This window comes from Pseudomonas sp. L13 (genome assembly GCF_009935965.1).
Lineage (GTDB): Bacteria > Pseudomonadota > Gammaproteobacteria > Pseudomonadales > Pseudomonadaceae > Aquipseudomonas > Aquipseudomonas lactis.
In genome coordinates this window covers 31471-47232 of the sequence record NZ_QODJ01000008.1, presented here as the reverse complement: position 1 = coordinate 47232, position 15762 = coordinate 31471, and the positions used below count along the sequence as shown (strand labels likewise).

The following is a 15762-nucleotide window of genomic DNA, read 5'->3' as shown; positions in this document are numbered from 1 at the left end:
TCCCACCCCGCATGTTGACCTGCTCCGTATACCCGTTGCCCTACCGGGCCAACCCCGCCGAGTATTTTGCGGCGATTCGCCATGCTCCAGGCGCGGTACTGCTCGACAGCGGCCGGCCGACGGCCGAGCGTGGGCGTTACGACCTGCTCAGCGCCTGGCCCGAAGCGACCTTGACGGTAGGGCCGGATGAGAGCGGCAGTGATTTCCTGCAGCGGCTGCGCGAGAACCTGGCGCAGTTGGGCGAGGCGGCCTTGCCTGCTGGGGTTGAATTACCCTTTGCCGGCGGTTTGATCGGTTACTTGAGCTATGACTTCGGCCGGCACCTGGAACGGGTTGCACGCCTGGCCGTGGACGACCTGCATCTACCGGATGCGCGCTTGGGGCTGTATGCCTGGGCGCTGGTCAGTGATCACCAGGCACGCACCAGCCAACTGGTGTTTCATCCGGTGCTGGCCGATAGCGAGCGGCAACGCCTGATCGCCCTGTTCAGTCATGCAACGGGCGACGCTCCCGCCGCCTTCAAGCTCCAGGGCCCCATGGCGCCGGACCTCAGCCTGGAAGAGTACCAACAGGCCATCCTGCGTATTCAGGACTACATCCAGGCCGGGGACTGCTACCAGGTCAACTTTACCCAACGCTTTCGCGCACCTTGTAGCGGCGACCCGTGGGCGGCCTACTGCGCCTTGCGCGAAGCCTGCCCGACCCCGTTTTCCGGGTTCCAGAGCCTGCCGGATGACGGCGCCGTGCTGAGCCTCTCGCCGGAACGCTTTGTGCGCATCAGCGAAGGCCAGGTCGAGACTCGCCCGATCAAGGGCACCCGCCCTCGCGGCCTGACCTGCGAAGAGGACGCCGCCAACGCCGCCGAACTGCTGGCCAGCCCCAAGGACCGCGCAGAAAACCTGATGATCGTCGACCTGCTGCGCAACGACCTCGGCCGCAGTTGCCGCATCGGTTCCGTGAAAGTGCCGGAGCTGTTCAGCCTGGAAAGCTACCCCAACGTGCACCACCTGGTGAGCAGTGTCACTGGCATATTGGCCGACGACAAAGACGCCCTCGACCTGATCGCCGGCAGCTTCCCCGGCGGCTCCATCACCGGCGCGCCGAAGATTCGCGCCATGCAGATCATCGACGAGCTTGAACCCACCCGTCGCGGGCTGTATTGCGGCTCGCTGGTGTACCTGGACGTGCGCGGCGAGATGGACAGTTCCATCGCGATTCGCAGCTTGCTGGTCAAGGACGGGCAAGCGTGTTGCTGGGGTGGCGGTGGGATTGTGGCGGATTCAGAGTGGCAGGCGGAGTATCAGGAGTCGCTGACGAAAGTGCGGGTGTTGTTACAGACATTGGAAGGTTTGTAGGGTCGCCCGCTCTCCAGGGCCGGGTATTGCGCACGACAAAACCTGAATCAGAACGGTTGTGGACGGACTGTGCGCTGGACGATAGCGTCCGTCCCTACCGCCCACCTTGCCGTCTGTGAAGGATCACATATGCGACAGCTTACTCGTCAGGAGTTGTTTCCGGGATTGCATCCCTACCTACGCCGCCCTATCATCTCCCATATTGGGAGGTCGAATCGATGCGAATAATCGCTTTATCGACTTTACGAATATTCTGGGAGCGCCATCCCGCCTGTGTTGACGCAAAAGCTCCGCTGGTCGAGTTGTATCGCCATATGGAAAAGGCCACTTACCCTACGCCACAGGCACTCAAAGCAGAGCTTGGAGCGGCGAGCATCCTCAAGGGCGGTAGGGTTGTATTCAACGTGGGCGGCAACAAGTATCGAGTGATCATGGCGATCGATTACGAGCGGCAGCTTGGGTTCATACGTTTCGTAGGGACCCACGCGCAATATGATCAAATCAACGCGGAGACCGTGTGATGAACATCAAACCTATTCGTTCCGATGAGGATTTGACCGCGGCACTCGCTCGCGTGGAGCAGCTTTGGAACGCACAAACCGGCTCGCCAGAGGGTGACGAGCTGGAGATTCTTGCAATCCTCATCGAGAAGTACGAGGCGGAGCATTACCCCATGCCACCTTCAGACCCCGTGGAAGCCATCCGATTTAGAATGGAGCAACTGGGCATGACCCCGCGCGACCTGGAGCCCTTTATCGGCACCAGCGGGCGTGTGTCGGAAGTATTGAATCACAAGCGCAAGCTGAGCCTGGCGATGATCAAACGCCTGCATGAAGGTTTGCGTATTCCTTATGAGCGCTTGCTGGCCGAGGGTTAGGCGGTGACGGAGCCGACGCCATCGCGGGCAAGCCCGGCTCCCACAGTTAACCGCGCTGTTTGACGTTACATGGTCGAAGGTGGGAGCTGGCTTGCCTGCGATGGGGCAATCAGCCGCGCCACATAACTTACAAGCTCAACTGCCGATTCGACGCCTTGATAAACTCTTTCTTCAAGTCTTCAAACGTATGCACCGCCGGGAACTGCGGGAATTCGCGAATCACATTGTCCGGCGCATGGAACAGAATCCCACGGTCAGCTTCACCCAGCATGCTGGTGTCGTTGTAGGAATCACCGGCAGCGATCACGCGGTAGTAGAGGGTTTTGAATGCCAGCACCGATTGGCGCTTGGGGTCTTTCTGGCGCAGTTGGTAGCTGACCACTCGGTCGTTTTCATCGGTGATCAAGCGGTGGCAGAGCAGGGTCGGGAAACCCAGCTGACGCATCAGCGGCTGGGAGAATTCGTAGAAGGTGTCGGACAGGATCACCACCTGAAAGCGCTCGCGCAGCCAGTTGACGAACTCGATGGCGCCGTCCAGCGGCTTGAGCGTGGCGATCACGGCCTGGATATCGGCCAGTTTGAGCCCATGCTCGTCGAGGATGCGTAGGCGCTGTTGCATCAGCACGTCGTAGTCGGGGATGTCACGGGTGGTGGCCCGCAGGGACTCAATGCCGGTTTTCTCGGCAAAGGCGATCCAGATTTCCGGAACCAGTACCCCTTCCAGGTCAAGGCAGGCAATTTCCACACGACACTCCTGTTAGATATTGTTAGTTGAGCGAGCAAAAGGACTGCCGAACTCTAGCGACTCAAGCACGCCGCCGCAACGCACGGCAGATTTTGATACCATCGCCGCCTATAGAGCGCTCAGCGCCACTGACCTGTAGGAACCGTCCTGATGAACCAAGCCTTTGACGTCGTTGAACTCGCCACGACTTATGCCAACAAGTCTGCTCAGGACATTCTCAAGCTGGCGCTCAGCCAGTTCGGCGATGACCTGTGGATTTCCTTCAGCGGTGCCGAGGATGTGGTGCTGGTGGACATGGCCTGGAAGCTGAACAAGAACGTCAAGGTGTTCAGCCTCGACACTGGCCGCCTGCACCCGGAGACCTACCGGTTTATCGAGCAGGTGCGTGAGTTCTACAAGATCGACATCGAACTGATCTCGCCGGACTCAAGCAAGCTGGAGCCCTTCGTCAAAGAGAAAGGCCTGTTCAGCTTCTATAAGGACGGCCATGGCGAATGCTGCGGCATCCGCAAGATCGAACCGCTGCGCCGCAAACTCGCAGGTGTGAGTGCCTGGGCCACCGGCCAGCGCCGCGACCAGAGCCCCGGCACTCGCAGCCAGGTGGCGGCGCTGGAAATCGACACGGCGTTCTCCACGCCGGAACGTACCCTGTACAAGTTCAACCCGCTGGCGCAGATGACCAGCGAGGAGGTGTGGGGTTATATCCGCATGCTCGAGCTGCCGTACAACAGCCTGCATGAGCGCGGGTTTATCAGCATCGGCTGCGAGCCGTGCACCCGGCCGGTATTGCCCCGCCAGCATGAACGTGAAGGCCGCTGGTGGTGGGAAGAAGCCACGCAGAAGGAATGCGGGCTGCATGCGGGGAATATCATCAGCAAGGCTTGAGCCTCTGACGCCACCGCCTCTGTAGGAGCGAGCTTGCTCGCGAAAAACGTCAACGATAACGCGTGTTTCCTGACTGAACGCGGCGTCTGTGAGTTTTTCGCGAGCAAGCTCGCTCCTACAGAAAGCGGCATTTGCTTTGTGGTCGGGCAAATCTTGTACACAACCCATGTAACCATAGGTGCCATTTTTGTGTGCAACTTAATGTACAACGCACCAAAACGTAACATCTCCCGGCGCCCATGGCGCTGCCTATAAATAGCCCTGCAATTAACAAAAAAATAAATACCTGTTCAAACGGTCAATTTATAACGTTTGTAATTCAGTAAGTTATTCACAACCTATATAAAAACGAAATTAGCCAAGATTTTCATATATCGAGAATTGGCACGCATATGGCTTAGGCAGAAGTACGCTTTGTATACAATCAATACAAAACCTACATACACTTTGCCATCCGCCGCTTTGCTGCAGATGCGCTGGAGCCTGCCGGAATGCGTACAAGTCTCTCAAACACCCTCGCACTGGATCTGCCCTCCTCCCCATTAAACCCTGCAGCCGCCGGCCCCGGCCCGCTGGTGCTCAGCCCGCGCCTGCACAACAAGGACCTGGCGCCCACCAAGGTCGAAGGCCGACGCTGGGGGCGCTATAGCATCTTTGCGTTGTGGACCAATGACGTGCACAACATCGCCAACTATTCATTTGCCATCGGCTTATATGCATTGGGCCTGGGCGGCTGGCAAATATTGCTGTCCCTGGGGATCGGCGCGGCGCTGGTGTACTTTTTCATGAACTTGTCGGGCTACATGGGGCAGAAGACCGGGGTGCCGTTTCCGGTTATCAGCCGCATCAGTTTCGGCATTTACGGGGCGCAAATTCCGGCGTTGATTCGGGCAGTGATTGCAATTGCCTGGTTTGGGATCCAGACCTACCTGGCCTCGGTAGTTTTCCGCGTATTGCTGACGGCCATTCATCCAGGGTTTGCCGATTATGACCACGACTCGATTCTCGGTCTGTCGACCTTGGGTTGGGCGTGTTTTGTGGCGATCTGGCTGGTGCAGTTGGTGATCCTCGCCTACGGCATGGAAATGGTACGTCGCTATGAAGGCTTCGCCGGGCCGGTGATTCTGCTGACCGTGGCTGCGCTGGCCGGCTGGATGTACTTCCAGGCGAACGGGCAGATTGCCTGGTCGATCCGCGAGCCCCTGAGTGGCGGCGAGATGTGGCGCAATATCTTTGCCGGCGGCGCGCTGTGGCTGGCGATCTACGGCACCCTGATCCTTAACTTCTGCGACTTCGCCCGCTCTTCGCCGTGCCGCAAGACCATCCAGGTCGGCAACTTCTGGGGCCTGCCGGTGAATATCCTGGTGTTCGCCGCCATCACCGTGCTGCTGTGCGGCGGGCAGTTCCAGCTCAATGGCCGGGTAATCGAAAGCCCGACCGAAATCATCGCGGCGATCCCCAACACCTTCTTTCTGGTGCTCGGCTGCCTGGCTTTCCTGATTGTCACCGTGGCGGTGAACATCATGGCCAACTTCGTCGCTCCGGCCTTTGTACTGAGCAACCTGGCGCCCAAGTACCTGAACTTTCGGCGCGCCGGGCTGATCAGCGCCTTCGTTGCCGTGCTGATCCTGCCGTGGAACCTCTACAACAGCCCGTTGGTGATCGTGTACTTCCTCTCTGGCCTGGGCGCGCTGCTGGGGCCTTTGTACGGGGTGATCATGGTCGATTACTGGATGATCCGTAAAAGCCAGGTGGACGTGCCACAACTGTACAGCGAAGACCCCCAAGGCATTTATTACTACAGCCGTGGGGTGAATATGCGTGCGGTGGCGGCGTTTATTCCAGCGGCGGTGATCGCCATCCTGCTGGCGCTGTTGCCAGGGTTTGCCAGCGTCTCGCCGTTTTCCTGGTTGTTTGGCGCAGGCATCGCCGGGTTGCTGTACCTGTTGATTGCCAAGCGCCAACCGCACTACGCCGATGTCAGCGGCGAAAGCATTGCCGTCGATAACGTCAGTCATTAAACAAGGACTTTCCATGCGTATCCTCGTGGTCAACGTCAACACCACCGAATCCATCACCGAGACCATCGCCCAGCAAGCACGGGTGGTGGCTTCACCGGGCACCGAGATTGTCGGGCTCACCCCGTACTTCGGCGCCGAATCGGTGGAAGGCAATTTTGAGAGCTACCTGGCGGCCATTGCCGTGATGGACCGGGTGATGGCCTACGACCAGCCCTTTGATGCGGTGATCCAGGCCGGCTATGGCGAACATGGCCGTGAAGGCCTGCAGGAACTGCTCAATGTACCGGTGGTGGATATCACCGAAGCGGCGGCCAGCACCGCGATGTTCCTGGGGCACGCCTACTCGGTGGTAACCACCCTGGACCGCACGGTGCCGCTGATTGAAGACCGGCTGAAACTCGCCGGCCTCTACCAGCGTTGTGCTTCGGTGCGCGCCAGCGGTATGGCGGTGCTGGAACTGGAAGACGACCCGCTGGGCGCCATGGAAGCCATCGTGCATCAAGCGGAACTGGCCATCCGCGACGACAAGGCGGAGGTGATCTGCCTGGGCTGCGGCGGCATGGCCGGGCTGGATGAGCAGATCCGCCAGCGCACCGGGGTGCCGGTGGTGGATGGGGTGACGGCGGCGGTGATGGTGGCCGAGTCGTTGGTGCGGTTGGGGTTGTCGACGTCGAAGGTCAGGACATATGCGGCGCCGCGGCCGAAGAAGATCATCGGGTGGCCGGGCAAGGTCGGGCGGTAGACCGATGCGCCTGCATCGCGGGCAAGCCCGGCTCCCACATTGGATTGCGATCACTGTGGGAGCCGGGCTTGCCCGCGATGGCCACGACTCGGTGTAAAGCCGTGCTCAGATAGCACTGAACCGTTGAGCCAGTTTCTGCTCGGCAAACCGCTCAATAACGAAATCCACAAACGCGCGAGTCTTGCCCGGCAACAATTTATGCTCGGCGTAATAGATGGAAATATTGCCGTCGTCCACATACCAATCGGGTAACACCCGCACCAACGCACCGCTGTCCAGGAACGGCACGGCCATTGGCATGCTCACCAGGGCGATACCAAGGCCCTGGGCACTGGCGCAGCAAGCGGCTTCGGAGTCGCTCATGGTCATGGCCGGTTTCAGCACCAGTGGGCTGTGCTCGCGCTCACGGTTGGTCAGTTGCCACGAACGCACCCGGCCAGTCTGCGGCGAGCGGATCAAAATGCCGAGGCAGTGCGACAGGTCCTCGGGCGCCAGCACCGGCAAGCGACGCGCCAGGTAATCCGGCGATGCCACCAGCACCCGGTGCGCCGGCGTCAACTTGCGCGCCACCACGCCTTGGGGCAGCTCGAACCCGCCGCCGATGGCCGCATCGAAGCCTTGGCCGATCAGGTCGACCTGGCGGTTATCGAAGTGCCAGTCCGGGCTGATATCCGGACAGCGCCGCATAAATTCGCCCAGCAATGGCACCACGTAGCGGTTGCCGAACACTGGCCCCATGCTGACCTTGAGCGTGCCCACCGGCCGCCCTTCGGCACTGGCCAGGTTGGCGACCGCATTCTGAATGGTGGTGAGGCTGCCGCTGACTTCCTTCAGGAACAGCTTGCCGGCTTCGGTCAGCGCCAGGCGCCGAGTGCTGCGCTGGAACAGCCGCACACCGAGGCGCGCCTCCAACTTGGCAACGCTTTTACCCACCGCAGCCGGGGTCAGGCTCAGGTGCCGAGCAGCCTCGGCAAAGCTGCCACCCTCGGCGCTGCGCACAAAGCATTCGATACTGCCAAAGCTCTCCATATCGCCCCACGCTAAACTTTTGGTTTACACAGACTATAGCAACCACGGGCTACCGAGCAGCGCGGGTGAGGTCGATACTCGCTCCATCAACTAACTCGGAGATCGACATGACCACACACAACCTCACCGGCAAAGTCGCCTTGATTCAAGGCGGTTCCCGCGGCATCGGCGCCGCCATCGTCAAGCGCCTCGCCGCCCAGGGGGCAGCGGTTGCCTTTACCTACATCAGCTCGGCCGCCAAGGCCCAAGCGTTGCAGAACGAGGTGATCAGCGAAGGCGGCAAAGCCCTGGCGATACAGGCCGACAGCGCCGATGCCACGGCGATTCGCGCGGCGGTCAACGCCACGGTCAAGGCGTTTGGGCGCCTGGATATCCTGGTGAATAACGCTGGCGTGCTGGCCATCGCGCCGCTGGACGAATTCAAGCTGGAAGACTTTGACCAGACCTTGGCGATCAACGTACGCAGCGTGTTTATCGCCACCCAGGAAGCCGCCAAGCATATGGGCGAAGGTGGCCGGGTGATCAATATCGGCAGCACCAACGCCGAACGCATGCCCTTTGGTGGCGGCGGGCCTTACGCCATGAGCAAGGCGGCGCTGGTGGGGTTGACCAAGGGATTGGCGCGGGACCTGGGGCCACGGGGCATCACCATCAACAATGTGCAGCCTGGGCCGGTGGACACCGACATGAACCCGGCGAACAGTGATTTTGCCGAAAGCCTGATTGGGTTGATGGCGGTAGGTCGGTATGGGCATGTGGAGGAGATTGCCAGTTTTGTGGCCTATCTGGCTGGGCCGGAAGCCGGCTATATCACGGGCGCCAGCCTGACCATCGATGGTGGTTTCAGCGCCTGATTTGTTCAGAACCGCACACCAAATGTGGGAGCGGGCTTGCCCGCGAAGGCAGTGTGTCAGAGCCACATCTGTCACTGCACTACCGCTTTCGCAGGCAAGCCAGCTCCCACATTTTTGACCGTGCGGGGTCAGGCCATGGGGGGCAAGCCGTAGGCGGCCAAATCAAAGTCGGCGAGCTTGCGAATAATCTGGTCAGCATGCTGGTACTTGCTGTCAGCCATGGCCTCATCGGGCACCGCAATAGCGGTCATGTGCGCAGCCTTCGCCGCCGTCACGCCGAACGGCGAGTCTTCGAATACCAGGCAATCCTCAGGCGCCACACCCATACGGCGCGCAGCGGTGAGGAAGATATCCGGCGCAGGCTTGGCAGCGCCTACTTCCGGGTCGTCGGCGGTGACGATAGTGTCGAACAGGCCAAACCATTCACGGTGCAAGGTGGTCTTGTGGCCAAACGAATTACGCGATGAACTGGTGCCCACCGCAATCGGAATATTGTGCGCTTTCAAGTGCCGCACCAACGCCTCAGCGCCGGGCATGCCCAGGGCCTTGGGAAAACGCTCGCTCATCAGTGGTTCGCGTATTTCCAGAAACTCGGCTGGCGTGATCGGCAGGTCCAGTGCCTTGACCACATAATCGGCCAAATCCTGGGCACCGCGCCCGATGATGTGCTGCTTGATGCTCCAGTCGTAGGTACGGCCATAGCGTTCGGCAATGATCTGTGTCACTTCGGTGTAGATGCCTTCGGTATCCAGCAACAACCCGTCCATATCGAAAATCACGGCCTTGATCGGGACAGCGGTACGCGGTGCATTCATCACAACACAACCTTGGGGCGAGGACTAAATGGATTCAGCACAATAACGGCCCTCGTTGCCTGCAAGCAACCTTCGTGGACCAACCGTTGATTCATACCACGCAACAGTTTTACCCGTCGGCGCTGACGGCGGCCGTCTAGGGTTTGAGAGGAAAACGTCATGACCCGTTGACGCGGATCTGAAAATATCGATTGCAAACCTTATAAAAGACTTATTAACCTCCCATGAATTCAATCCAATGGACGCGAAAAGCCGTCAAACAATTGCTTCGGTTGCATGCGTATCATCAGCAACAGGTACGCGATGCCGTGTCCGCTCTTGAACACATGCCCGATGCAATCAACGTCAAGGTGCTGGTTAACCATCCTCACAGCTATCGCTTGCGGGTAGGTCATTACCGGGTCCTTTTCGACTGGGACGGCAGCATCCAGGTCGTCAGCATCCAAGAGGTTAAAAAACGTGACGAGCGAACCTACTGCCGTACAGATCATCCACAATACGCAGGGCAAACCGGCCTATGTGGTGATTCCCTATGAACATTATGTGGCGCAGCAAAACGATCCAAACCTGATCCCCCATGCGGTCGTCAGCCGCCTGGTGGATGGTGCAACACCTATCCGCGCGTGGCGCGAGCACCTGAGCTTGACCCAGGAAGAAGTCGCCCAACGCCTGGGTATTTCACAATCGGCATTTGCCCAGCAGGAAGCGGTCAGCAAACCCCGTCGCACCACGCGGGAAAAGATAGCCAAGGCGTTCGGTATCAATGCCAGTCAACTGGAGCTATAACGTCACCCTGCAAAAATTCACGTATTCCTTTACTCACATCGAGCTCAAACATGCTCTACCGCCTAGCCGCCGACGGCCTCGTGCTGTTCCACCTGGCCTTTATCTTGTTCGTGCTGTTCGGCGGCCTGCTCACCCTGAAGTGGCCTAGGGTAATGTGGCTGCACCTGCCCGCCGTTGCCTGGGGCATCGCGGTAGAGGTGCTGCACCTGCCCTGCCCGCTTACCCGTTGGGAAAACCTGTTTCGCCACCTGGCCGGGCAGGACGGTTATGGCGGCGGGTTTATCGAGCATTACATCCTGACGCTGATCTACCCAGCCGGGCTGACTGCGAATACTCAATTGGTGCTGGGGGCCGTGGTGGTGGTGGTCAACCTCGCGGTGTATGGGCGGGTTATCCGGCGTTACGTACAGGCTTGAGACAGCTGCGCTGGTGAAGAATCAGCGCACCTCAATCCGTTCGCGGTCGCCCCATGTCCGAAGCCTTCGAAGTCCCCAGCCCCCACGAAAAACACCTAGAACACACCACCGAGCATGCTCACGGCCGCGGCGACAGCTTTGCCAGCCGCATCGCCGTGATGACCGCGATCATGGCGACCGTCGGTGCCATGCTCAGCTATCAGGCCGGCTCCAGCGAAAGTGAAGCTGCGATGGACAAGAACAACGCCGCCATCATCAAGACCGAAGCCGCCAACCAGTGGAACTACTACCAGGCCAAATCCAGCCGCCAGAACCTGGCGGAACTGGCCACCCACATTCCCGGCGTGGATGCGGCGCACTACCAGGATGAGATCGAGCGCTACAAGCATCAAAAAGAAGAGGTGCGTAAACAGGCCGAAACGCTCGAGGCCACTTCACGGGACTGGGATCACAAATCCGAAGCAGCGCTGCACCAGCACCATCGCTGGGCCCAGGCGATGACGGCGATTCAGATCGCGATTTCATTGGCGGCGATTACCTTGCTCACGCGCAAGGAATGGCTCAAACGGATGTCGTACACCGCTGGCGGCGTAGCGGTGATGTTGGGAGGCCTGGCGTGGCTGCATCTCTGAAAGGTGGGCGCTGTCGGGACCCTGCGAGGCTGCGATGGGATCACCGCGGAGCACGCGCCAGGCTGAGTCATCTGCATCCCAGCCGCGCTGATTGATTTCAATCTGCCAGCTGAGCGCTTAGAGTGTTGCCCCCCGAGAATTGAATCTCGAGCTTGAATCTATGGAGTTATAAGTGAAATACGTCAGTAAAGTCGTTGCAGCAGCCGTACTTGGTTTCACCCTGGCAGGTTGCACCGGCACCGCCATGAAAACCCAGCAATACGACGCCAGCCAATACACCGTGCTGGGCCACAGCGAAGCCAGCGCCACTGGCATCATGCTGCTGGGCGTCATCCCTATCGGCCAGAACAACCGCTTCGTGCGCGCTCAGGATGCAGCCATCAAGGCCAAGGGCGGGGACGCGTTGATCAACACGCAAGTGCAGGAAAAGTGGTTCTGGGCTTGGGTATTGAACGGCTACACCACCAAGATCTCCGGTGATGTGATCAAGCTGAAGACCGCGCAGTAAGTATGAAACTGCCAGGGCGCTGGCCCCGGCAAGCGACGTATCATGGGCCTGACTTTCGAGGATGGCCCATGAACCTCAGCATCATTTACGCCCTCGCGGCCGCCGCCCTGTTCGGCGCCAGCACCCCGCTCGCCAAAAGCCTTGGCCTGGGCCTTTCGCCCATACTGCTCGCCGGCCTGCTCTACCTCGGCAGCGGCATCGGCCTTGCCGGTGTGCGCTTGATCCGTGATCGCGGCTGGAAACCCACCGGGCTAACCCCATCGGAATGGCCCTGGCTGCTTGGCGCCATCGCCTTCGGCGGCCTCCTCGGCCCCGTTGCACTGATGTTTGGCCTGAGCCGTACCTCCAGCGCCAGCGCCTCCCTGATGCTCAACCTTGAGTCGGTACTGACTGCCGTGATCGCCTGGGTTGTGTTCCGCGAAAACGCCGACCGACGCATCGTCCTCGGCATGCTCGCCATTGTGCTGGGCGGCGTGGTGTTGTCATGGTCCGGTGCCGACGGCAGCCGCCAGGACTGGACCGGACCGCTTGCCGTTGCGCTGGCGTGTTTGTGCTGGGGGATCGATAACAACCTCACGCGCAAAGTGTCCGCGTCTGACGCGTTGTTTATCGCAGGTGCCAAGGGGTTGATTGCGGGGCTGGTCAATTGCAGCCTGGCACTTTACCTCGGGGTGCAGATTCCCGGCATGGCGCAACTGGCGCCGATTCTACTGGTCGGGTTCCTCGGCTATGGCATCAGCCTGGTGATGTTCGTGCTGGCGCTCCGTGGGCTGGGCAGTGCGCGTACCGGGGCTTACTTCTCCACGGCACCTTTTCTCGGTGCCGCAGTGGCGTTGCTGGTACTTGGCGAATCGGTGACCGCGGCGTTCTGGATTGCCTCGGCGCTGATGGCCGTGGGCGTGTGGCTGCACCTGACGGAGCGGCATGCCCACGAGCATGTGCATGAAGCCACGGAACATGGGCATCGGCATGTGCATGATGAACATCACCAGCATGAGCATGGGTTTGAGTGGGATCCGGCGCAGCCGCACAGTCATGTGCATGTTCACAAGGTGATGACCCACAGCCACGCGCATTTTCCGGATGTGCATCATCGGCATAGGCATTGATGATCGTTTGGTACGAAAAGACTTCGGTATTCTCCAATCCTGAAGCCCAGTGGGAGTGGCTCCAAACACCACAGTGCAGGCGAAGGCAGGTATGATCCAGGCCAACCCGGCCCGACTGGACCTACACACATGCCTGCCTCCGACACCCGCCCTACGCCCGCGCCATTCCTCAAGCCCGGTGAAACCGTGGTGTTGTTCGACGGGGTGTGCAAGCTGTGTAACGGTTGGGCGAGGTTTCTGATCCGCCACGACCACCAACGGCGCTTGCGATTAGCCGCCGTGCAGTCACCCGAGGGTCAGGCGCTGCTGGCGTGGGCGGGGTTGCCGCTGGAGCAGTTCGACACCCTCGCAGTGATCCGCGATCGGCACTGTTGGGAGCGTTCGGAGGCGGTGTTGGAAATCATTGCGCAACTGCCTGCCCGCTGGCGCCCATTGCTGCTCCTGCGCGGCATCCCGCGCTTTCTTCGGGATTGGGCTTACGACCGCATCGCGCCCAATCGCTATCGGCTGTTCGGGAAATACGATACCTGCCTGTTACCGAACGCGGATCATGAACAGCGCTTTTTAAAGGATCAGCCATGAATCCCCTGTTGCGCATCAACTGGATCGCCCGGGGCGGCCTGGCTTTCATGTTTGCTTACCATGGGCTGGTGCCGAAGCAGCTGTGGCTAAGCCAGGGTGAGCGGGCAATGATCCAGGCGCACGGGATCGAGCAGGTGCAGTTGTTTGCCACGCTGGCGGGGGTTGGCGTTGTGTGCGGTGGCTTGGAATACCAAGCCCTGAACGGCATTTATTTCAGCCCGAGTGCCTCAAGTGCAACGGCCAGCGCTGATGTCAGCCACACAGCAACAGCCCAATCAACTGCCATGGCGTCATCTTCGTGACCATGATCAGCACGATCACAAACATCCCAGAGAAACCCAAAACACCCATCCAGAACCATTGCCTATAGACGTCGCGGTATCCATCACCAAGCGCGCTGCACGTCTCAACCGCACTGAGCGCCATCTGCTGCAAACGCTTCTGCAGCACCAGCACCGGCAGCCAAAGAGCCCCCACACACAGGAAGATGATCAGCGAAGTCAGCACCCATTCGGTGGTCAACCCAAGTCCGGCAAGCTTGACCAACACAAAGCCGGTAATGATCTGAATGACGCCCGCCGGCGTAGTGATCCAGGTATCGAACTGCACCACCATCCGCGCCACATGGGCAATCACTTGCGGGTTGGCCGTACGGCTCGCGGCGATCAGATACAGATACGAGCCCATGCCGAAGCCAAACAGGAAAATCGCCGCGATGATGTGGATGTATTTCAGGCTCAAATAGAGCATGGTCAGCCCTGCCCGTCAGAGAAATGCACGGCCAGGCTAAGGTTCGCCGGGTCGTTGATGGCGTCCATGTATTCGTCGACGGTGATTTCGCCAACGCACGGCCGCGCACCGGGTTCAGGCACATAACCTTGCGCGACTTTGAGGGCCAGAGCAACGGCGGCGCAGCTGGGGATTTCCGGGCCTTTGTCATTCAGCGCCGTCAGTTGCACCGCCAGGGACAGCGGTTGCCCTTCTGCGCCGAGGCCGTTCACGTCGATGTACATCGCGCTTTTGCCATCGCCAAAGCGCTCGGACCAAGTACCCAGCCGATGCAGCCGCGCAGCCCAGGCAAGATGGTCACGCACCACGCCCCACCGCAGCGCCTGGGCCAGCAGATAGTTGGCGATACCGCCAAGCTTGAGCCCCGCACCAGCCTTGAAGCTCAGGGTGTGGGCACCATAGCGGCCAGCAAAGATGTCCATGTCGGGCACGTCCACATTCGCCAACACCCGCGTGCCAAGCTCAGGCATTTTGCGCAGCGTCAGGTCCTGCCAGCCCAGCACTTCATGCACCTGGCCATGCCTGAGCTGCTTGATGGGTTTGCCCGCGTAAGCCAGCACACCTTCGACGGTGGACAGGCCCGGCATCTTGGCCGAGGAGGAAATACCGTGCTCGATCGAGTCGATACGGGTGAAGCGATAGCGATACTGATCGATGATGGCGGACGACAGCGTCGGCACGGAGCTGCACCCGCTAAGGATCGCCACGCCTGCCTGCCGTGCTTGTGCATCCAGCACGCTCACGCCGTTGACGAAGGTGCGGCAGTCGGACAAGTCGCAGTAGTTCACGCCAGCGTCGATGCAACTCTGGGCGACAGCATAGGACTGCCCCTGGAACGGGCCGCCGGTGTGGATCACCCACATGATGTTCATCGACCGCAAAACGGAGGCGAACCCGGCTCCCATGGCATCGCCGCACCAGCCCTCGCAGGCGGTGTTCGACTGGCTTTTCAGCTCATCCACCTTGCGCTGCAGCTTATGAGGGTCGCGACCCGAGATCACCAGTTCAATGCCCGGCGCCAACACCAGATGCCGGCAAACGATGCTGCCGAAATTGCCGTAGCCACCGACCACCAACACCCTGAGTGTCATTCCATTCTTCCCTAAACAAACGATCATGCGCTGCGCCTGAGGCAGGCTGGCGGCTAATGCGGCTAAAGATACCCGATTTGCTTAACAGCTCGGGCCAGATCAGCAGAGAGAGAGTCAGAAGAAGGACTACGGTTTTACAGAGCCCTGCCCTGGCTGATCACCAGCCCGCCCCACAAGCCGTCCCAGGCCACCTGCAACGGTTTACCGCGATCAATTGACTCCAGGCCAGCTCTCTACATATTCAATAGTGAAGTCCGGATAGGAATCGACAATCTGGATCTTGTAGTCAGGATAGCTATCCACGGTTTGCCATTTCCCGACAGAGTCCGGCCAGGAAACCACCTTCTTTACTTTGAGGTCGGGGAATTGATTCACCACCTTCACCTTGTAGTCGGGATAGCTGTCCACGAACTGGATCTTGCCGTAAATCTTCGACACATCGACCGTCGTACCGGCGTAAGCGCAAAAGGTGCAGGTCAACAGCAAGGAAGCGAGGGCAACTTTGAACATGAGTATTGCATCCTGA

Annotated in this window: 20 protein-coding genes and 1 pseudogene; 15 read left to right on the top strand and 6 right to left on the bottom strand. The window is 59.8% G+C overall.

Annotated elements, in window-relative coordinates; all coding sequences use genetic code 11:
- Window positions 1-11: 11 nt before the first annotated feature.
- From pabB to DK871_RS07180, 3 genes are all read left to right on the top strand, one after another.
- Window positions 12-1355 carry an aminodeoxychorismate synthase component I gene (pabB, locus tag DK871_RS07190; RefSeq protein WP_161904517.1) on the top strand — a complete coding sequence of 448 codons (1344 nt, stop codon included), beginning with the start codon at window positions 12-14 and terminating at the stop codon, window positions 1353-1355.
- Window positions 1356-1573: 218 nt separating this feature from the next.
- The gene (locus tag DK871_RS07185; RefSeq protein WP_161904516.1) at window positions 1574-1876 is read left to right on the top strand and encodes a type II toxin-antitoxin system HigB family toxin; all 303 of its coding nucleotides are present in this window, start codon (window positions 1574-1576) and stop codon (window positions 1874-1876) included.
- Window positions 1876-2232 (top strand): type II toxin-antitoxin system HigA family antitoxin, encoded by a 357-nt coding sequence (locus DK871_RS07180; RefSeq protein WP_161904515.1) that lies wholly within the window; start codon window positions 1876-1878, stop codon window positions 2230-2232. The genes DK871_RS07185 and DK871_RS07180 overlap by 1 nt, the downstream gene beginning before the upstream one ends.
- A gap of 127 nt (window positions 2233-2359) precedes the next feature.
- Here the strand turns inward: DK871_RS07180 and thrH are convergent, their stop codons facing one another.
- Window positions 2360-2977 carry a bifunctional phosphoserine phosphatase/homoserine phosphotransferase ThrH gene (gene thrH / locus DK871_RS07175; RefSeq protein ID WP_014719505.1) on the bottom strand — a complete coding sequence of 206 codons (618 nt, stop codon included), beginning with the start codon at window positions 2975-2977 and terminating at the stop codon, window positions 2360-2362.
- 150 nt (window positions 2978-3127) lie between these two features.
- Between thrH and DK871_RS07170 the strand changes: the two genes are divergently transcribed.
- The 3 genes from DK871_RS07170 to DK871_RS07160 all read left to right on the top strand — a co-directional run bounded on the left by DK871_RS07170 (window position 3128) and on the right by DK871_RS07160 (window position 6625).
- A complete protein-coding gene (locus tag DK871_RS07170) occupies window positions 3128-3862 on the top strand; it encodes a phosphoadenylyl-sulfate reductase (protein WP_161904514.1) in 735 nt (244 codons plus the stop codon).
- Between the two features lie 491 nt (window positions 3863-4353).
- The gene (locus DK871_RS07165; RefSeq protein ID WP_161904513.1) at window positions 4354-5883 is read left to right on the top strand and encodes an NCS1 family nucleobase:cation symporter-1; all 1530 of its coding nucleotides are present in this window, start codon (window positions 4354-4356) and stop codon (window positions 5881-5883) included.
- Between the two features lie 13 nt (window positions 5884-5896).
- Window positions 5897-6625: an aspartate/glutamate racemase family protein gene (locus DK871_RS07160; RefSeq protein WP_161904512.1), complete on the top strand. Its 729-nt coding sequence runs from the start codon at window positions 5897-5899 to the stop codon at window positions 6623-6625.
- A 105-nt stretch (window positions 6626-6730) separates the two neighbouring features.
- On the opposite strand, the gene DK871_RS07155 is transcribed toward DK871_RS07160, so the two are convergent.
- Entirely contained in the window at window positions 6731-7654 is a 924-nt protein-coding gene (locus DK871_RS07155) for a LysR family transcriptional regulator (protein WP_161904511.1), read from the bottom strand.
- 107 nt (window positions 7655-7761) lie between these two features.
- Between DK871_RS07155 and DK871_RS07150 the strand changes: the two genes are divergently transcribed.
- Entirely contained in the window at window positions 7762-8508 is a 747-nt protein-coding gene (locus DK871_RS07150; protein WP_161904510.1) for a 3-oxoacyl-ACP reductase family protein, read from the top strand.
- A gap of 128 nt (window positions 8509-8636) precedes the next feature.
- Here DK871_RS07150 and DK871_RS07145 read toward each other — a convergent pair whose 3' ends face one another.
- Window positions 8637-9323 carry an HAD-IA family hydrolase gene (locus DK871_RS07145; RefSeq protein WP_161904509.1) on the bottom strand — a complete coding sequence of 229 codons (687 nt, stop codon included), beginning with the start codon at window positions 9321-9323 and terminating at the stop codon, window positions 8637-8639.
- Window positions 9324-9547: 224 nt separating this feature from the next.
- On the opposite strand from DK871_RS07145, the pseudogene DK871_RS07140 reads away from it, so the two are divergent.
- The 8 genes and pseudogenes from DK871_RS07140 to DK871_RS29000 all read left to right on the top strand — a co-directional run.
- Window positions 9548-9799, top strand: a pseudogene (locus DK871_RS07140) (type II toxin-antitoxin system RelE/ParE family toxin); the annotation flags it as partial.
- Complete coding sequence (locus tag DK871_RS07135; RefSeq protein ID WP_003193344.1) at window positions 9783-10109, top strand: helix-turn-helix domain-containing protein; 327 nt, start codon at window positions 9783-9785, stop codon at window positions 10107-10109. The pseudogene DK871_RS07140 and the gene DK871_RS07135, both read left to right, overlap by 17 nt.
- Before the next feature lie 50 nt (window positions 10110-10159).
- The gene (locus DK871_RS07130) at window positions 10160-10525 is read left to right on the top strand and encodes a DUF2784 domain-containing protein (protein ID WP_161904507.1); all 366 of its coding nucleotides are present in this window, start codon (window positions 10160-10162) and stop codon (window positions 10523-10525) included.
- A 53-nt stretch (window positions 10526-10578) separates the two neighbouring features.
- Window positions 10579-11157 (top strand): DUF4337 domain-containing protein, encoded by a 579-nt coding sequence (locus tag DK871_RS07125; protein WP_161904506.1) that lies wholly within the window; start codon window positions 10579-10581, stop codon window positions 11155-11157.
- A 172-nt stretch (window positions 11158-11329) separates the two neighbouring features.
- Window positions 11330-11665 carry a hypothetical protein gene (locus DK871_RS07120; protein WP_003193349.1) on the top strand — a complete coding sequence of 112 codons (336 nt, stop codon included), beginning with the start codon at window positions 11330-11332 and terminating at the stop codon, window positions 11663-11665.
- A 68-nt stretch (window positions 11666-11733) separates the two neighbouring features.
- Window positions 11734-12774 (top strand): DMT family transporter, encoded by a 1041-nt coding sequence (locus DK871_RS07115; RefSeq protein WP_161904505.1) that lies wholly within the window; start codon window positions 11734-11736, stop codon window positions 12772-12774.
- Between the two features lie 129 nt (window positions 12775-12903).
- Complete coding sequence (locus DK871_RS07110; protein WP_161904504.1) at window positions 12904-13356, top strand: thiol-disulfide oxidoreductase DCC family protein; 453 nt, start codon at window positions 12904-12906, stop codon at window positions 13354-13356.
- Window positions 13353-13658 (top strand): hypothetical protein, encoded by a 306-nt coding sequence (locus DK871_RS29000; protein WP_256677392.1) that lies wholly within the window; start codon window positions 13353-13355, stop codon window positions 13656-13658. The genes DK871_RS07110 and DK871_RS29000 overlap by 4 nt, the downstream gene beginning before the upstream one ends.
- Here the strand turns inward: DK871_RS29000 and DK871_RS07100 are convergent.
- The 3 genes from DK871_RS07100 to DK871_RS07090 form a co-directional block, all read right to left on the bottom strand.
- Window positions 13609-14106: a DUF2269 domain-containing protein gene (locus DK871_RS07100; protein ID WP_161904503.1), complete on the bottom strand. Its 498-nt coding sequence runs from the start codon at window positions 14104-14106 to the stop codon at window positions 13609-13611. The genes DK871_RS29000 and DK871_RS07100 overlap by 50 nt on opposite strands.
- 2 nt (window positions 14107-14108) lie before the next feature.
- Window positions 14109-15236 carry a saccharopine dehydrogenase NADP-binding domain-containing protein gene (locus DK871_RS07095; RefSeq protein WP_161904502.1) on the bottom strand — a complete coding sequence of 376 codons (1128 nt, stop codon included), beginning with the start codon at window positions 15234-15236 and terminating at the stop codon, window positions 14109-14111.
- A 210-nt stretch (window positions 15237-15446) separates the two neighbouring features.
- Complete coding sequence (locus DK871_RS07090) at window positions 15447-15746, bottom strand: hypothetical protein (RefSeq protein WP_161904501.1); 300 nt, start codon at window positions 15744-15746, stop codon at window positions 15447-15449.
- Window positions 15747-15762: the final 16 nt, after the last annotated feature.

Bases quoted from the DNA above. Each gene is read 5' to 3' on its own strand.
- DK871_RS07110 (WP_161904504.1), top strand. From the start codon at position 12,904: ATGCCTGCCTCCGACACCCGCCCTACGCCCGCGCCATTCCTCAAGCCC.
- DK871_RS07130 (WP_161904507.1), top strand. From the start codon at position 10,160: ATGCTCTACCGCCTAGCCGCCGACGGCCTCGTGCTGTTCCACCTGGCC.
- DK871_RS07160 (WP_161904512.1), top strand. From the start codon at position 5,897: ATGCGTATCCTCGTGGTCAACGTCAACACCACCGAATCCATCACCGAG.
- DK871_RS07150 (WP_161904510.1), top strand. From the start codon at position 7,762: ATGACCACACACAACCTCACCGGCAAAGTCGCCTTGATTCAAGGCGGT.
- DK871_RS07125 (WP_161904506.1), top strand. From the start codon at position 10,579: ATGTCCGAAGCCTTCGAAGTCCCCAGCCCCCACGAAAAACACCTAGAA.
- DK871_RS07145 (WP_161904509.1), bottom strand. From the start codon at position 9,323: ATGAATGCACCGCGTACCGCTGTCCCGATCAAGGCCGTGATTTTCGAT.
- DK871_RS07155 (WP_161904511.1), bottom strand. From the start codon at position 7,654: ATGGAGAGCTTTGGCAGTATCGAATGCTTTGTGCGCAGCGCCGAGGGT.
- DK871_RS07165 (WP_161904513.1), top strand. From the start codon at position 4,354: ATGCGTACAAGTCTCTCAAACACCCTCGCACTGGATCTGCCCTCCTCC.
- DK871_RS07095 (WP_161904502.1), bottom strand. From the start codon at position 15,236: ATGACACTCAGGGTGTTGGTGGTCGGTGGCTACGGCAATTTCGGCAGC.
- pabB (WP_161904517.1), top strand. From the start codon at position 12: ATGTTGACCTGCTCCGTATACCCGTTGCCCTACCGGGCCAACCCCGCC.
- DK871_RS07100 (WP_161904503.1), bottom strand. From the start codon at position 14,106: ATGCTCTATTTGAGCCTGAAATACATCCACATCATCGCGGCGATTTTC.
- DK871_RS07185 (WP_161904516.1), top strand. From the start codon at position 1,574: ATGCGAATAATCGCTTTATCGACTTTACGAATATTCTGGGAGCGCCAT.
- DK871_RS07170 (WP_161904514.1), top strand. From the start codon at position 3,128: ATGAACCAAGCCTTTGACGTCGTTGAACTCGCCACGACTTATGCCAAC.
- DK871_RS07090 (WP_161904501.1), bottom strand. From the start codon at position 15,746: ATGTTCAAAGTTGCCCTCGCTTCCTTGCTGTTGACCTGCACCTTTTGC.
- DK871_RS07180 (WP_161904515.1), top strand. From the start codon at position 1,876: ATGAACATCAAACCTATTCGTTCCGATGAGGATTTGACCGCGGCACTC.
- DK871_RS29000 (WP_256677392.1), top strand. From the start codon at position 13,353: ATGAATCCCCTGTTGCGCATCAACTGGATCGCCCGGGGCGGCCTGGCT.
- DK871_RS07115 (WP_161904505.1), top strand. From the start codon at position 11,734: ATGAACCTCAGCATCATTTACGCCCTCGCGGCCGCCGCCCTGTTCGGC.